Below are 13,034 nucleotides of genomic sequence, written 5' to 3'. Positions count from 1 at the left end.
TTCCATTCCACAAAACCGCTTCTGCAGAAGCAGCCCCAGAGGTAAAGACAGCTCCTCCTCAGAGCATGGAGTCAATGCAACTCGTGAACGTTGGAAAGATATTCTTTACTGTCACAACCATTGATCTAAAAAAATCGGCCGAATTCGCGTCAGCGTTCTTTAAACATGAGCGATTTGCACCTAACTCAGTTTTCGCGCCCATATTCTTTACGTTGTATCCCTTACATAAGCGGACAACTGTAGTGCGGTCAGGCGATCATGATCGATCTGGGTGTCTTAACGCGCACTGCGCAGGGGGTTCTATGAAACGATCGACGAGTGTGTCTCTGCTGCTCATGGGAACGGCGGCATTGACCGGCTGTGGCGAGAAGGAAGACACCGTTCAGATATACAAGGACATCAACGCATGTATTGCCGCCGATATAGTTTCCGCTGACGAATGCCGATACGATTATGTTGCCGCGCAAACGGAGCGCTTGCAAAGCGCACCAGCCTACGAAACGGCCGCGAACTGCGAGAAGGATTATGGCATTAACAATTGCCAACCCACGACCGGCCTGCATCGGTCCGGCGTAGGTCACTTCATTCCCGTATTGGGCGGTTATCTGGCCGGAAATGGCGCCGGCTCGATCGGCACAAACGCGCTTTATCAACCGCGCGGGAGCAGCGACTTTCGCACGGCAACCGGGCGGAGCCTTGCCAACGGTATGCTGCTTGGGAAAGCGGCCAATATGGAAAGAAAGGATGACAACGGGCAGGCGTCTTCGTCTTCCGGTGGCGGCGGCGGTGGTAGCGTTTGGGGGAGATCTTCAGACCGTGCCGGGCGCTCGAGCGGTACGGTAGAACGTGGCGGCTGGGGCTTTCGTGGCTTCCATCTTTCAGGCTGACGGGTGAACGAATGAAACGGGTGGTGATGAACGAACGGCCGGATTGGAAGGCCGACGCTGAAGCCTGCGGCTTTACGATCCATTCCATGTACGGCGAGCGTTACTGGGACGAGCGGCATGCCTATGTTTTCACCCTTGAGGAAATCGAGACGAGGCTCGAGGCTCCCTCCGCCGAATTGCTGGAAATGTGCTACGCGGCAATCGAAAGGATCGCGGCGGACGATAAATTGATGCACCGGATGGCCATTCCGTCCGCCTATCATGATGCTGTTTTGCGCTCCTGGCGCGATCGGGAACGTGACCTCTACGGCCGTTTCGACCTTTCCTATGATGGAAACGGTCCGGCAAAGCTTCTCGAATTCAATGCCGATACACCGACCAGCTTGTTTGAAAGCGCGGTTTTCCAATGGCAATGGCTTGAAGACATGAAGCGGCGTGGCGAAATTCCTTCCTCGGCAGACCAGTTCAACTCACTGCATGAACGCTTGATCGATGCTATCCGCGTCCTCGCTGCACCTTCGGGCCGCATGCATTTCGCCGGCATGCTGGAATCGGAAGAAGACCTCGTGACCTTGAACTACTTTGTCGATTGCGCCGCGCAAGCGGGTTGCGATGCGAAGCTCATCGCCATGCCCGATATCGGCGTTGACGACAGCCATAGGCTGATCGATCTTCAAGATGAACCCATCGACTGCCTGTTCAAGCTCTATCCGCTCGAAGACATGGTGCGCGAGCCTTTCGGCCGCCATCTGCCGCTAACCCCCACGCGGGTGATCGAACCGCTGTGGAAACTGACACTGTCCAACAAGGGATTGCTGCCGGTATTGTGGGAAATGTTTCCCGGTCATGAAAACCTTCTGCCCGCTTATTTCGAGGACGATGCGCGTATCGGCGATCTCGGCGAGCGATATGTCCGCAAGCCGCTGCTATCGCGTGAAGGTGCGAATGTAACGCTCGTCAATCATGAAGCCGGTGCTGGCATATATCAGGTTGAAGGGCCTTACGGTGAGGAAGGATATATAAGACAGGCATTGCACCTTCTTCCCCGCTTTGGTGACGATTGGACCGTCATTGGATCTTGGATCGTCGCCGGTCAGCCGGCGGGTATCGGCATTCGCGAGGACGATACTCCCGTCACGCGAGACACCTCACGCTTCGTCCCTCATTATATCGACAGCTAGCCGATAGATAACGCCAGTACGGTCTGCCCCTGTCCGTCATTTCACCCCCCTTTGACGATCTCGGCAGAATTCATGTCGATTCCGCCATTTATGGGGTTCCGTTTGCAAATACATTTGCCTATAAGCCGCTTCTAGCCTGAAAATATTGCCCATAGCGCCCCCGGCCGGTGACCTCCCACCCTGGCCGGTTTTTGGCGCAACGAAAAAACGGATGTGAGCCCATGCCGAAGCGCCAAGATATCAAATCGATCCTCATTATCGGTGCAGGACCGATTGTTATCGGACAGGCTTGCGAATTCGACTATTCGGGCACGCAGGCCTGCAAGGCGCTGCGAGAGGAAGGCTACCGCGTCATTCTCGTCAACTCCAACCCGGCAACGATCATGACCGATCCGGGCCTGGCGGATGCGACCTATGTCGAACCGATCACGCCCGAGGTCGTCGCCAAGATCATCGCCAAGGAGCGCCCGGACGCGCTGCTGCCGACCATGGGCGGCCAGACTGCGCTCAACACCGCGCTTTCGCTGAAGCGCATGGGTGTGCTCGACCGCTACAATGTCGAGATGATCGGCGCCAAGCCAGCCGCCATCGACATGGCCGAAGACCGCGCCCTGTTCCGCGAAGCCATGGCTCGCATCGGCCTCGAAACGCCGCGCTCCATGCTGGCGAACGCCACCGACATCAAGGATGCCGACCGCAAGACGCATGAGGCCGAGCGGAGCAAGCTGAAGGCATCGCTTTCTGGTCCTGCGCTCGACAAGGCGCTCGACGAACTGGAAAACCAGTGGAATCTCGGCGAAAGCGACCGCAAGCAGCGCTATATGAGCCACGCAATGGCAATTGCCGCGCAGGCGCTCGATCATGTCGGCCTGCCCGCCATCATACGTCCGTCCTTCACGCTCGGCGGCACCGGCGGCGGCATCGCCTATAACCGCTCGGAATTCTTCGAAATTGTAGGCGGCGGCCTCGACGCCTCGCCGACCACCGAAGTCCTGATCGAAGAATCGGTCCTCGGCTGGAAGGAGTATGAGATGGAGGTCGTCCGCGACAAGGCGGACAACTGCATTATCATCTGCTCGATCGAAAACATCGATCCGATGGGTGTCCACACCGGCGACTCCATCACCGTCGCTCCCGCGCTGACACTGACGGACAAAGAATACCAAATCATGCGCAACGCCTCGATCGCGGTTTTGCGCGAGATCGGCGTCGAGACCGGTGGCTCGAACGTGCAGTTCGCCGTCAATCCGAAAGACGGCCGCCTCGTCGTCATCGAGATGAACCCGCGCGTGTCGCGCTCCTCTGCGCTGGCCTCGAAGGCAACCGGCTTCCCGATCGCCAAGGTCGCCGCCAAGCTCGCTGTCGGCTACACGCTGGACGAACTCGAAAACGATATCACCGGCGGTGCAACCCCGGCATCCTTCGAGCCTTCGATCGACTACGTCGTTACTAAGATCCCGCGCTTCGCCTTTGAAAAATTCCCCGGCGCCTCCCCGGTTCTAACCACGGCCATGAAGTCGGTCGGCGAAGTCATGGCGATCGGCCGTACCTTCGCGGAATCGCTGCAGAAGGCACTACGCGGCCTCGAAACCGGCCTGACAGGCCTGGACGAGATCGAAATCCCCGGCACGGAGGAAGGCGAAGGCAGCCGCAACGCCATCCGCGCCGCCATCGGCACGCCGACACCCGATCGCCTGCGCATGGTCGCCCAGGCGCTGCGCTTGGGGCTGAGCATCGAAGAGGTACATGAAGGCTGCAAGATCGACCCTTGGTTCCTCGAGCAGCTGAAGAACATCGTCGACATGGAAGAGCGCATCCGCGAGCACGGCCTGCCGCAGGATGCCGCCAATCTGCGCATGCTGAAGGCCATGGGCTTCTCCGACGCCCGTCTCGCAACATTGACCGGCAAGCGCCCGAAGGAAGTAGCCGAGCTGCGCAATTCGCTGAACGTCCGCCCGGTCTTCAAGCGCATCGATACCTGTGCCGCCGAATTCGCCTCGCCGACGGCCTACATGTACTCGACCTATGAGACGCCCTTCGTCGGCGCCGCTCGTTCCGAAGCTCAGGTTTCCGACCGTAAGAAGGTCGTCATCCTCGGCGGCGGCCCGAACCGTATCGGCCAGGGCATCGAATTCGACTATTGCTGCTGCCATGCCGCCTTCGCGCTGAAGGATGCCGGCTATGAAGCGATCATGATCAACTGCAACCCGGAAACGGTTTCGACCGACTACGACACATCGGATCGCCTCTATTTCGAGCCGCTGACGGCGGAAGACGTCATCGAAATCCTGCGTGCAGAGCAGGAAAAGGGGGAAGTCGTCGGTGTCATCGTCCAGTTCGGTGGCCAGACTCCGCTCAAGCTCGCCGAAGCGCTGGAAAAGAACGGTATCCCGATCCTCGGCACCGCTCCTGATGCGATCGACCTTGCCGAAGATCGCGACCGCTTCCAGAAGCTCCTGATGAAGCTCGATCTCAATCAGCCGAATAATGGCATTGCCTACTCCGTCGAGCAGGCTCGCCTCATTGCTTCAGAAATCGGCTTCCCGCTGGTCGTGCGCCCGTCCTACGTTCTTGGCGGCCGCGCCATGCAGATCATCCATTCGGAAGGCCAGCTGCAGGGCTACCTGCTCGATACTGTTCCGGAGCTGGTGCCGGAAGACATCAAGCAGCGCTACCCCAATGACAAGACCGGCCAGATCAACACGCTGCTCGGCAAGAACCCGCTGCTCTTCGACAGCTATCTGACCAACGCCATCGAAGTCGACGTCGATTGCCTCTCCGACGGCACCGACGTCTATGTCGCCGGCATCATGGAACACATCGAAGAGGCAGGCATCCATTCGGGCGACTCCGCCTGCTCGCTGCCCCCTCGCACGCTCTCCCCGGCCATGATCGACGAGCTCGAACGCCAGGCGAAAGCCATGGCCAAGGCTCTGAATGTCGGTGGCCTGATGAACGTTCAGTTCGCCATCAAGGACGACACGGTCTACGTGCTCGAAGTCAACCCGCGCGCCTCGCGCACGGTCCCCTTCGTCGCCAAGACCATCGGTGCGCCGATCGCTAAGATCGCCGCTCGCGTCATGGCCGGTGAGAAGCTGGATGCGACCTTTGCCGCCTACGGCGACAAGCCCGACCCGCGCAAGCTGAAGCATATCGCCGTCAAGGAAGCCGTCTTCCCCTTCGCACGCTTCCCGGGCGTCGATACTCTCCTTGGACCGGAAATGCGCTCGACCGGCGAAGTCATCGGCCTCGATACGGATTTCGCGCTCGCCTTCGCCAAGTCGCAGCTCGGCGCCGGCGTGGAACTGCCACGTGACGGAACGGTGTTCGTCTCGGTCCGCGACGACGACAAGCCGCGCGTGCTGCCCGCCATCCGCATGCTGACGGAACAGGGTTTCAAGGTGCTCGCGACCGGCGGAACGCAGCGCTTTCTAGCCGAAAACGGCATCGAGGCGACGAAGATCAACAAGGTGCTTGAGGGACGTCCGCATATCGAGGACGCGATCCGCAACCGCCAGGTCCAGCTCGTCATCAATACGACCGACAGCAATAAGGCGATCTCGGATTCGAAGTCGCTGCGCCGGGCGACGCTAATGCAGAAGGTGCCCTACTACACGACCATGGCCGGCGCCGAAGCCGCTGCCATGGCGATCAAGGCGCTGAAAGCCGGAAACCTCGAAGTTCAGCCGCTGCAGAGCTATTTCTGACGCAGCTGATTCGACCGCGAGGAGCGTGAACAGGATAGCCGGCTCACGTTCGCTGCGGCCCAGCCAGCCTATTGAATGGTGAGGGAGCTTCAATAGGAGCTTTTCCTTAAACCTTCGAATTTTCTGGCATTCGTCTGTTGCAATCTGCTATAGATGGCAGAATAACGGCTCTGGATGGTTCCGAAGTACCCCTTCGGGACCTGTTTTCTTTTGTGTCTGCAGCAGAGCAACACAGGGAGTGAAGGACAAGAAAAATGGTTGAAAAGGTACCGATGACGCAGAACGGGTTCGTCAAGCTGCAGGAAGAACTGCGCTGGCGTCAGCAGGAAGAGCGCCCGCGAATCATCGAGGCAATTGCAGAAGCGCGCGCCCACGGCGACCTCTCCGAAAATGCCGAGTACCATGCAGCCAAGGAAGCCCAAAGCCACAATGAAGGCCGCATCACCGAGCTTGAAGATCTGACGGCGCGCGCCGAAGTCATCGATCTCACCAAGATGTCCGGCTCGAAGATCAAGTTCGGCGCCAAGGTCAAGCTCGTCGACGAAGACACCGAAGAAGAGAAGATCTACCAGATCGTCGGCGATCAGGAAGCCGATGTGAAGGCAGGCCGCATCTCCATCTCCTCCCCGATTGCCCGCGCCCTGATCGGCAAGGAAGTCGGCGATTCCATCGAGGTCAATGCACCCGGCGGCGCCAAGGCCTACGAAATCCTCTCCGTCTCCTGGGGCTGATCGCCCGTGCGCGATCGCGAGACAGCGCATGCGAGCGATCTCCGTGAGATCGAAATCATAGCAACGAATTTCAAACGCCGGCTTTCCGGCGTTACGTCTACGATCGTGCAGCTCGTCCCCAAGCAGGTCGAGCTCGGCTATCATATCGCCACACTCGGACCTGGCCTGCCGGGAGATCTGCCGAAACTCGGTTGGCTCCGCCTTCCCGGTCTGTGGGTGAAGCCGCGCCGCTATCGCGTGCGCGTCTGGCATGCCCGTCGCAACAACGAAATGCTTGTGGGTTTGCTGCTACGCTCCGTTCTGCGCATGCCCCTCAAGCTCGTCTTTACCTCCGCCGCCCAACGCCGTCACACCGGCTACACGCGCTGGCTGATCCGCCGCATGGATGCCGTGATTGCCACCAGCACCCGCTCGGGCAGCTTTCTCGAAGTACCGCACACCGTCATCCAGCATGGCGTCGACCTCAACAGTTTCCATCCGCCGGAAAAGCCTGACGACCGCATGGCGGCAACCGGCCTGCCCGGCACCTATCTGATCGGCTGCTTCGGCCGGGTCCGCCATCAGAAGGGCACCGATCTTTTCGTCAAAGCTATGATCGAGCTATTGCCGCGCTATCCGGACTGGACTGCCGTCATCTGCGGCCGTGTAACGGCCGAGCACCGCAGTTTTGCCCAGCAGCTGGAAAAGATGGTGGCGGATGCAGGTCTCACCGATCGCATCCGCTTCATGGGCGAGGTCGACGATATCAAGCCCTGGTATCGCCGCGCCACCCTCTATGTCGCCCCTTCCCGCAACGAGGGTTTCGGTCTGACGCCGCTGGAAGCCATGGCCTCCCGTACCGCCGTCGTCGCCTCGGATGCCGGCGCCTACGCCGAGATGATCGTAGCGGGCGAAACGGGCGCCGTGGTGCCAGCGGGAAATGGCGACGCTCTCACCAGAGCGATCGCTTTCTATCTTGCTAATCCGGAGGAAACACTTCGCCAAGGCGAAAATGCCGTGCGCCATGTGCGGAGCGAATTCGCTTTGGAAAAGGAAGCGACCGCCATCGGCGACGTCTACAAGCGGCTGCTCATCACTAACAGGTAGGCGGATCGCTCAGCGGCCGAGATCGATGCGGTTGCGCTCGATGAAATCGATCATCGAACGATCCTCAACCATGTCTTCCTCGATGCTTTTGACGATGGATAGGACCTTGTCCCGATATTTCGTAGCACTCGCGTCATAGGTCCATCCCCGCGCCAGCTTTTCCATCAGCTCCTGCCGGGATTTCGTATAATAGTGGTTCAGCTGCAGAAAGCGGTTCGAGTAGAACTCGGGAGACTTCCGCGCACGCCGCGTAAACCGCTTGCCCGCATCATTGGCCGTCAGATCGCCGTAAGCCCGCGTCCGGAACTGGTGCACGCTGACTTCCGTTACTTCACAGGGATCGACGATGCATTTGAAGTTGCTGACATTTTCCTTCGATGTCATCGGATCGGCGCCGCGCATCATATAATTCAGCGTCAAAGGTCCGTCCGGCGGCGTCTCATGGCCGCTCGTCGCAAACATATGCCAGGGCAGCGATACATTCGGAAAATCGCCGACAGCCTCCAGCGCCTGCTCGACCGTTGCGGCCTCCTTCGGTAGCAGGAATTCATCGACATCGATGAACGCCATCCAACGGTAATCGCCACCGAAATTCAGGATGGCATGGGCGAAGGTGATGACCTGGCCGTTCAGTACCGCCGATGTGGCCGCATCGCGCATGCGCCCTGCCCAGGGAATAATCGTCAGCGCGTCTTCGGAGAGCAGGCTTCTAAGAAATGAGCAGGTTTCGTCCGTAGAGCCATTGTCATAAATATAGAAGTGGCGAATGCCAACTGCCTGGTGGAAGCGCACCCATTCCTTGATGTAACGGGCTTCGTTCTTCACGCAGGCGGCAATGGCGATGCCATGGCGCCCTGCCCTAGGCTCAGGCGGATCGATGGACAGCTTCTTGGCGTCGGACGCCTTGGGTTTCAGCCAGCGCATAAGCTTCATTCCATCGACCCTAATTTCACAGCAGCCTCGCCAAACCCGGCGAACATCACGCCCGCGGCTTCAATGCAAACCTGTCGTCGTAACCAAAATCATATTTGAGCAACGCCGAAACACGGGAATAATTGATGAAAGAGACGCCGCGCTCGGCAGCGATCTGCCGTGCAAGCACCAGATGCTCGATGATGCGAGCTTCGGCGCGTGCAATGCCGGAAAACGCCCTGTCGGTGGTAGTCTCATAAAAGCGCGGCTCGCCGGCATTGGAGATATCGATCCCAAGAAAGCCGACTTGATGCTTGGCGCAGTAAAGAGCGAATTGCAGGGCCGAAACGGCAACGGATCCGCCCAGGAAAACCCCACGGTCCGGCGAAAGTGAAAAACCAGCCGAACCATTGGCATCAAGCCGCACATATTGCAGCTTTTTGAGATCCTCGATTGAGCGGCGCCGAGCGCCATAGGGCTTGCGAATATCGTCGATCAGAATGATAGTCTTGTCGGCAAGCCAGCTTTTGTCGATCTCACAGAGTGCGCGCAGCACCGCCACGGAAAACAGGCAAAGCGAGCCGGGGGCTACCTTCTCGCGCAGCATGTCGAGATGCCGCCAGACAAAACGCTCATCCTCGACTGCTATTGCCAAAGGCTCGGAGATTGAGTCTCCAGACAAGCCGATGGCACCATTCAAAAGAATGGCACTGCGGAATTCCAAGCCGCTGAGATCGCTATCGCGAATCGATGGGCCTGACCCGACAATGTAGACCGCATCGCCGCAGCGTTCGCGCAGACGGTCCATGCCCGCAAGGCTTGCGACCTTGATGCCCCGGTAATGCACCTCACTGACATTCTGGCTTCGGACGATGCTGAGTCCCGGAAACCAGTCCTGCACATGAGCCCGCGAGCCGCCCAGGAAAAGGCGCACGCCGGATTTGATCAGCGACCGATGCCAGGGGCGATCCGCCATTCGCCTAGAGCTCCACCAGGCCGAGCTTCTTGACTTGCCGAATGGTCAGCATGGTGCGCACGGTGTCGACATGTTCATTCGCCGTCAGAACCTCGATGACGAAATCCTGGAAACGAGTGAGATTTTCCGCAACGCAGTGCAGCAGGAAATCGCTGTCCCCGGACACCATCCATGCCTGCCGGACCAGTGGCCACGCCGAGGTTGCGCTGGCAAAAGCCTTGAGGTTCGCTTCCGACTGATGCTTGAGACCGACCATGCAGAATGCCACGAGATCGAAGCCCAGTTTAGGGCTGTTCAGCATGGCGTGGTAGCCTTCGATGACGCCTGCATCTTCCAATTTTCGCACCCGGCGCAGGCATGGGGGCGCGGAAATGCCGACCCTGTCTGCGAGCTCGACGTTGGTCATGCGTCCATCCCGCTGGAGTTCCCGTAGAATCTTGATATCGATGGCATCGAGCTCAGCGCGAAGCACTTTTATTGCCTTTCTTTAATTCCCCTTCGCCAGCTTCTATATAAGGCAGGAAAATACGCAAGAAAGTTTCTCCCGCGTAGTTGATTCTTACACAAAGCAGATTTGCTCTGTGTGTAATGCAAGGCTGCCCTTGAATAAATGCATAAGGCAATCATAAATGAAGCGCGGATCGCGAAATCGCCTGTTTTGCGCGCTTGAAGCCGCGGTTTCGCAATCGCCGAATTGAAAGGACTGACTATGCCTGCCCGCCACACGAAGGTGCTCATCATCGGTTCCGGCCCAGCCGGTTACACCGCAGCGGTTTATGCCGCGCGCGCGATGCTGCAGCCCGTTCTGATCGCCGGTCTCGAACAGGGTGGTCAGCTGATGATCACGACCGATGTCGAGAATTATCCGGGCTTTGCCGATCCGATCCAGGGTCCGTGGCTGATGGAGCAGATGCTGCAGCAGGCTCAGCATGTCGGCGCCGAGATCGTCAACGACCTCGTGACCGAAGTCGATACTAGCAAGCGTCCTTTCGTTGCCCATACCGACAGCGGCCAGGTCTGGACGGCCGACACCCTCATCATTGCCACCGGCGCCAAGGCGAAGTGGCTCGGCATTGAGAGCGAGCAGCATTTCCAGGGATTCGGCGTCTCCGCCTGCGCCACCTGCGACGGCTTCTTCTATCGCAACAAGGACGTGATCGTGGTCGGCGGCGGCAACAGCGCCGTCGAGGAAGCGCTCTATCTCTCGAACATCGCCAAATCGGTAACCGTGGTGCATCGCCGCGATACTTTCCGCTCGGAAAAGATCCTGCAGGAGCGCCTGTTCGCCAAGGCAAATGTCAAGATCCTCTGGAACACTGAGGTCTCGGAGATCACCGGCACGCCCGCCAAGCCACCGATGCCGCCATCGGTCACGGGTGCGCGCCTGCGCAATGCGCGGACCGGCGCCATCACGGAAATGCCGATCGACGGCGTCTTCGTTGCCATAGGCCATGCGCCCGCGACCGAACTCTTCAAGGGCAAATTGAAGCTCAAGGACAATGGCTATCTCTGGACCGCTCCCGATTCGACTGCGACCAGCGTCGAAGGCATCTATGCCGCCGGTGATGTGACCGACGACACGTTCCGCCAGGCGATCACCGCAGCAGGAATGGGCTGCATGGCGGCGCTTGAGGCGGAACGCTATTTGACCGGGCACATGCCCGTCGCCGTGGCTGCGGAGTGATGCAGCCGATGAGGGGAAACGGCATGCCATTGGATTGGGATAAGCTGCGTATCTTTCACGCGGCTGCCGAAGCGGGTTCGTTCACGCATGCGGCCGACAAGTTGCACTTGTCTCAATCCGCCATTAGCCGGCAGGTCAGCGCTCTCGAGCAGGACGTTGGCATCAAGCTTTTCCACCGCCACGCGCGCGGCCTCATCCTGACCGAGCAGGGTGAGCTGCTATATCGCACGGCCCATGACGTTTTGCTGAAGCTCGAAACGGTCAAGATGCAATTGACCGAGACGACCGACAAGCCGAGCGGAAAGCTGCGCGTGACGACCACCGTCGGCCTCGGCCAAGGCTGGCTCACCGACAAGATCCAGGAATTCCTGCAGCTTTATCCTGACATGTCGATCCAGCTCATCCTCGACAACGAGGAGCTGGATGTGAACATGCGCCACGCTGATTGTGCCATCCGTCTGCGTCAGCCGCAGCAGTCGGATCTCATCCAGCGCAAGCTCTTCACCGTGCACATGCACGTCTATGCCGCGCCCTCCTACATCAACCGCTACGGCGAGCCGCAATCGGTCGAGGATCTGGACGAACATCGCATCATCAGCTTCGGCGAGCCGGCACCGAACTACCTGCTCGACGTCAACTGGCTGGAGATTGCCGGCCGCTCGTCTGACAACAAGCGCATTCCGCATCTGCAGATCAACAGCCAGACGTCGATCAAGCGAGCCTGCCTGCTCGGCATCGGCATCGCGGTACTACCCGATTACATCGTCGGCCGCGACCCGGGACTCATTCAACTCGCGATCAATGCGGACGTACCATCCTTCGACACCTATTTCTGCTATCCCGACGAAATGAAGAATGCGGCCAAGCTCAAGGTTTTTCGTGATTTTATCGTCGCGAAAGCGCGCAACTGGAATTTCTGACCAAGGTAAGTCACTGATAACCAAATCTTTTTAGGACCAATAGACCAGTCACGCATATGATGCATAGCTGATATGCGCAAATGGGAGTTGAAGCCTGCACATTTAACTACCATATCGCACATAGCTGATGCACACGGTGGCTTTTCCTCCCAGTTCCACCGCATTGGCTGTTCCCCTCTGGAGGTTTTTGACCTTCATACCTATAGGGCCCTGGTTCACTCCGGAGGCCCTTTTTTTTGCTCTTTTGTCCCAGGCACGCCAAACGCATAACTGCCATGCACAAAAAAGCATTGCGCACTGCACAAATTAACATCATAACGCACACAGCTGATGCACACGGTGGCTTTTCCTCCCAGTTCCACCGCATTGGCTGTTCCCCTCTGGAGGTTTTGACCTTCACACCTATAAGGGCCCTGGTTCATACCGGTGGCCCTCTTTTTTTGCCCAATTTCTAAGCAGTCACCTCGGTAGCCTTGCCGAAAAATATTATTCGGCGTCGCCCTTGATATATCGAAAATCGTCGATACATAGATCGTAATTATTCGATATTGGGTGGTAAACACCATGGATAAGAACGAGATATTGAAAGCCTTGGCCAATCCGGCCCGGCTCGAAATCCTCAACCATCTGAAAGATCCGGAAACGCATTTTCCGACGCAGGAGCACCCGCTGGAGTTGGGTGTCTGCGCCAGCCAATTCGAGCGCTGCGGTCTCTCGCAGTCCACCGTCTCGGCCCATCTCGGCACGCTTCACCGCGCCGGCCTGGTGACGACCAAGCGCCTCGGCCAATGGATTTTCTACAAGCGAAACGAGGAGACCATCGCAGAGTTCCTCGCAACCATGCAGAAAGAACTCTGACAATGTCCTCTGCGCTCCCTGTATTTGCTCACGCCTGTCGTGACCGATGCCGTCTTCCCCGAGAGGCCGCTGCCTTAACCATCATAGGGCCC

The 13,034-nt window shown here is 58.5% G+C and carries 11 protein-coding genes; 8 read left to right on the top strand and 3 right to left on the bottom strand.

The features are described from left to right. Window positions 1–74: 74 nt before the first annotated feature. The 5 genes from ACYJRZ_RS02565 (at window position 75) to ACYJRZ_RS02545 (ending at window position 7,592) form a co-directional block, all read left to right on the top strand. A complete protein-coding gene (locus ACYJRZ_RS02565; RefSeq protein WP_459455780.1) occupies window positions 75–887 on the top strand; it encodes a DUF1190 domain-containing protein in 813 nt (270 codons plus the stop codon). Window positions 888–898: 11 nt separating this feature from the next. Further along, window positions 899–2,068, top strand: a complete 1,170-nt coding sequence (locus ACYJRZ_RS02560; protein ID WP_459455778.1) for a glutathionylspermidine synthase family protein — start codon at window positions 899–901, stop codon at window positions 2,066–2,068. Between the two features lie 221 nt (window positions 2,069–2,289). Next, window positions 2,290–5,775 carry a carbamoyl-phosphate synthase large subunit gene (gene carB / locus ACYJRZ_RS02555; RefSeq protein ID WP_459455776.1) on the top strand — a complete coding sequence of 1,162 codons (3,486 nt, stop codon included), beginning with the start codon at window positions 2,290–2,292 and terminating at the stop codon, window positions 5,773–5,775. A gap of 254 nt (window positions 5,776–6,029) precedes the next feature. Next, a complete protein-coding gene (gene greA, locus ACYJRZ_RS02550; RefSeq protein WP_069612629.1) occupies window positions 6,030–6,506 on the top strand; it encodes a transcription elongation factor GreA in 477 nt (158 codons plus the stop codon). Between the two features lie 6 nt (window positions 6,507–6,512). Beyond that, a complete protein-coding gene (locus ACYJRZ_RS02545) occupies window positions 6,513–7,592 on the top strand; it encodes a glycosyltransferase family 4 protein (RefSeq protein ID WP_459455774.1) in 1,080 nt (359 codons plus the stop codon). Window positions 7,593–7,601: 9 nt separating this feature from the next. On the opposite strand, the gene ACYJRZ_RS02540 is transcribed toward ACYJRZ_RS02545, so the two are convergent. The 3 genes from ACYJRZ_RS02540 to ACYJRZ_RS02530 are packed head-to-tail and all read right to left on the bottom strand — an operon-like array spanning window position 7,602 to window position 9,952. Beyond that, the gene (locus tag ACYJRZ_RS02540) at window positions 7,602–8,516 is read right to left on the bottom strand and encodes a glycosyltransferase family 92 protein (protein ID WP_459456912.1); all 915 of its coding nucleotides are present in this window, start codon (window positions 8,514–8,516) and stop codon (window positions 7,602–7,604) included. Between the two features lie 55 nt (window positions 8,517–8,571). Then, the gene (locus ACYJRZ_RS02535; RefSeq protein ID WP_459455772.1) at window positions 8,572–9,480 is read right to left on the bottom strand and encodes a glycosyl transferase; all 909 of its coding nucleotides are present in this window, start codon (window positions 9,478–9,480) and stop codon (window positions 8,572–8,574) included. A gap of 4 nt (window positions 9,481–9,484) precedes the next feature. Beyond that, on the bottom strand, window positions 9,485–9,952 hold the full coding sequence (locus ACYJRZ_RS02530; RefSeq protein WP_459455770.1) for an Lrp/AsnC family transcriptional regulator: 468 nt from the start codon (window positions 9,950–9,952) through the stop codon (window positions 9,485–9,487). A 237-nt stretch (window positions 9,953–10,189) separates the two neighbouring features. On the opposite strand from ACYJRZ_RS02530, the gene trxB reads away from it, so the two are divergent. From trxB to ACYJRZ_RS02515, 3 genes are all read left to right on the top strand, one after another. Further along, on the top strand, window positions 10,190–11,164 hold the full coding sequence (gene trxB, locus ACYJRZ_RS02525) for a thioredoxin-disulfide reductase (RefSeq protein WP_459455768.1): 975 nt from the start codon (window positions 10,190–10,192) through the stop codon (window positions 11,162–11,164). A 23-nt stretch (window positions 11,165–11,187) separates the two neighbouring features. Continuing rightward, window positions 11,188–12,084: a LysR family transcriptional regulator VtlR gene (locus ACYJRZ_RS02520; protein WP_113230315.1), complete on the top strand. Its 897-nt coding sequence runs from the start codon at window positions 11,188–11,190 to the stop codon at window positions 12,082–12,084. A 564-nt stretch (window positions 12,085–12,648) separates the two neighbouring features. After that, the gene (locus ACYJRZ_RS02515) at window positions 12,649–12,942 is read left to right on the top strand and encodes an ArsR/SmtB family transcription factor (RefSeq protein WP_459455765.1); all 294 of its coding nucleotides are present in this window, start codon (window positions 12,649–12,651) and stop codon (window positions 12,940–12,942) included. Window positions 12,943–13,034: the final 92 nt, after the last annotated feature.

The sequence above is a fragment of the Rhizobium sp. No.120 genome (assembly GCF_054558365.1).
The sequence above is the reverse complement of the archived record's forward strand: the minus strand, read 5'-3'. Positions and strand labels throughout refer to the sequence as shown.

Excerpts from the sequence above, each read along its gene's own strand:
- greA (WP_069612629.1), top strand. The coding sequence starts at position 6,030 with ATGGTTGAAAAGGTACCGATGACGCAGAACGGGTTCGTCAAGCTGCAG.
- ACYJRZ_RS02535 (WP_459455772.1), bottom strand. The coding sequence starts at position 9,480 with ATGGCGGATCGCCCCTGGCATCGGTCGCTGATCAAATCCGGCGTGCGC.
- ACYJRZ_RS02515 (WP_459455765.1), top strand. The coding sequence starts at position 12,649 with ATGGATAAGAACGAGATATTGAAAGCCTTGGCCAATCCGGCCCGGCTC.
- ACYJRZ_RS02540 (WP_459456912.1), bottom strand. The coding sequence starts at position 8,516 with ATGCGCTGGCTGAAACCCAAGGCGTCCGACGCCAAGAAGCTGTCCATC.
- carB (WP_459455776.1), top strand. The coding sequence starts at position 2,290 with ATGCCGAAGCGCCAAGATATCAAATCGATCCTCATTATCGGTGCAGGA.
- trxB (WP_459455768.1), top strand. The coding sequence starts at position 10,190 with ATGCCTGCCCGCCACACGAAGGTGCTCATCATCGGTTCCGGCCCAGCC.
- ACYJRZ_RS02560 (WP_459455778.1), top strand. The coding sequence starts at position 899 with ATGAAACGGGTGGTGATGAACGAACGGCCGGATTGGAAGGCCGACGCT.
- ACYJRZ_RS02565 (WP_459455780.1), top strand. The coding sequence starts at position 75 with ATGCAACTCGTGAACGTTGGAAAGATATTCTTTACTGTCACAACCATT.
- ACYJRZ_RS02520 (WP_113230315.1), top strand. The coding sequence starts at position 11,188 with ATGCCATTGGATTGGGATAAGCTGCGTATCTTTCACGCGGCTGCCGAA.